The sequence below is a fragment of the Frankia sp. AiPs1 genome, from assembly GCF_023716945.1.
GTDB lineage: Bacteria > Actinomycetota > Actinomycetes > Frankiales > Frankiaceae > Frankia.
Genome location: NZ_JAMQQF010000914.1, coordinates 1 through 1497, shown reverse-complemented (window position 1 = coordinate 1497; position 1497 = coordinate 1). Strand labels below are relative to the sequence as shown.

Below are 1497 nucleotides of genomic sequence, written 5' to 3'. Positions count from 1 at the left end.
GATCAGTACCGGGGGCGGCGTCCGCGCCGGGGGTGCGGCCAGCGTCATGGACACGGCCGGCGGCGGGGCCAGCGGCGGAGGCAGCGGCGGCGGCCGGATCGGGCGACGGCGGGGGTCCGGGTTGGGTGCTCATGGCGCCGAGCCTTTCGCGCGGCGAAGTTCGACGCCAGGCTCCGACGGCCCCCCGGTGACTTGCATTTCGTTAGCCACTATCGTTTCGTATGTCCACCGTTGCAGCCGCAACGGTGTCCCGGCCCGTCCCTCCCGGAGGTCCCGTGACCGCCCCCTCGTCCGAGCTCGCACCGTTGCCGCTCGTCCCCGGTACCTGGACGCTCGACACGGCCCACTCCAGCGTCACCTTCCAGATCCGCCACCTCGGCGTCACCAACGTCCGCGGCCGCTTCGACACGTTCTCGGCGAACCTCGCCGTCGGCGACTCGCTGGCGGCCGTCGCCGTCGACGCGTCGATCGACCTGGCCTCGATCAACACCAACCAGGCCGACCGGGACGCGCACCTGCGTTCCACCGACTTCTTCGACCTGGCCGCGCACCCGGCGATGACCTTCGTGTCGAGCTCCATCGCCGGCAGCGGCGAGGAGTACGAGCTGACCGGTGACCTGAGCATCAACGGCGTGACCAAGACGGTGACGTTCGCGGTGGAGTTCTACGGCGTCGACACCCACCCGGCCGACGGCCGCGTCCGCTCCGGCTTCTCGGCGACCGGCGAGATCAAGCGCAGCGACTACGGCATCAACTTCAACATGCCGCTCGGTGCCGGCAAGCTCGCCCTGGCCGACAAGGTGAAGATCGAGCTGGACCTGCAGTTCATCGCTCCCTGACCCACCGCACAGCCGCACCAACCTCACCGCGTGGCACGCTCTGACGCCGGGGAGGCCGGGACGTCCCGGTCGGCCCCGGCGTTCGTGCGCCCGAGGCCGGGTGGCGCGCGGCGGTCAGCCGCAGCCGGTGCCCGCCAGCGGGTCGGCGCTGACCAGATGCTCCTGCGCCCACAGCTCCAGGGCGTGCAGCGCGGGGCGCAGCGCCTCGCCGCAGGAGGTCAGCCGGTAGCGGGTGGCCAGCGGCGGGCCGTCGAGGACCTCCCGTTCGACCAGTCCGGCCTGGGACAGCTCGGCCAGGCGCCCGGACAGCATCCGCTCGCTCACCCCGGGCACCAGCTTGGCGATCTCCGAGAAGCGGGCCGGCCCGGCCAGCAGCGTGCCGATGATCAGCCCGCTCCACCGCTTGCCCAGCAGGGCGAAGACCGGCGTGAGCGCCTGGCAGCTCACCCCGTCCGGCGGCATCGGGACCATGCGGTCATGCTAACGAGCCCGGCGCCGACGACCACCCGTTCGGTTGATCCCCGTCAACGCGCGACCCCGGCGGCCGGCGCGACCGCGGCAGCCGGGTCGAAGCCGGCGAGCGGATTCTCCTGGCAGGCGCTGACCGGCGCCAGGGCCGGGGACAGCACGCTCGGCGCGCGCCCGATCGTCACCGGCA

2 protein-coding genes are annotated in these 1497 nt (G+C 72.9%); one reads left to right on the top strand and one right to left on the bottom strand.

Annotation, left to right across the window (positions count from 1 at the left end):
• The first annotated feature begins 275 nt into the window (after positions 1-275).
• Entirely contained in the window at positions 276-839 is a 564-nt protein-coding gene (locus tag ND748_RS31830; protein ID WP_251749981.1) for a YceI family protein, read from the top strand.
• 114 nt (positions 840-953) lie between these two features.
• Here ND748_RS31830 and ND748_RS31825 read toward each other — a convergent pair whose 3' ends face one another.
• The gene (locus tag ND748_RS31825; RefSeq protein WP_251749980.1) at positions 954-1310 is read right to left on the bottom strand and encodes a helix-turn-helix domain-containing protein; all 357 of its coding nucleotides are present in this window, start codon (positions 1308-1310) and stop codon (positions 954-956) included.
• Positions 1311-1497 lie beyond the last annotated feature (187 nt).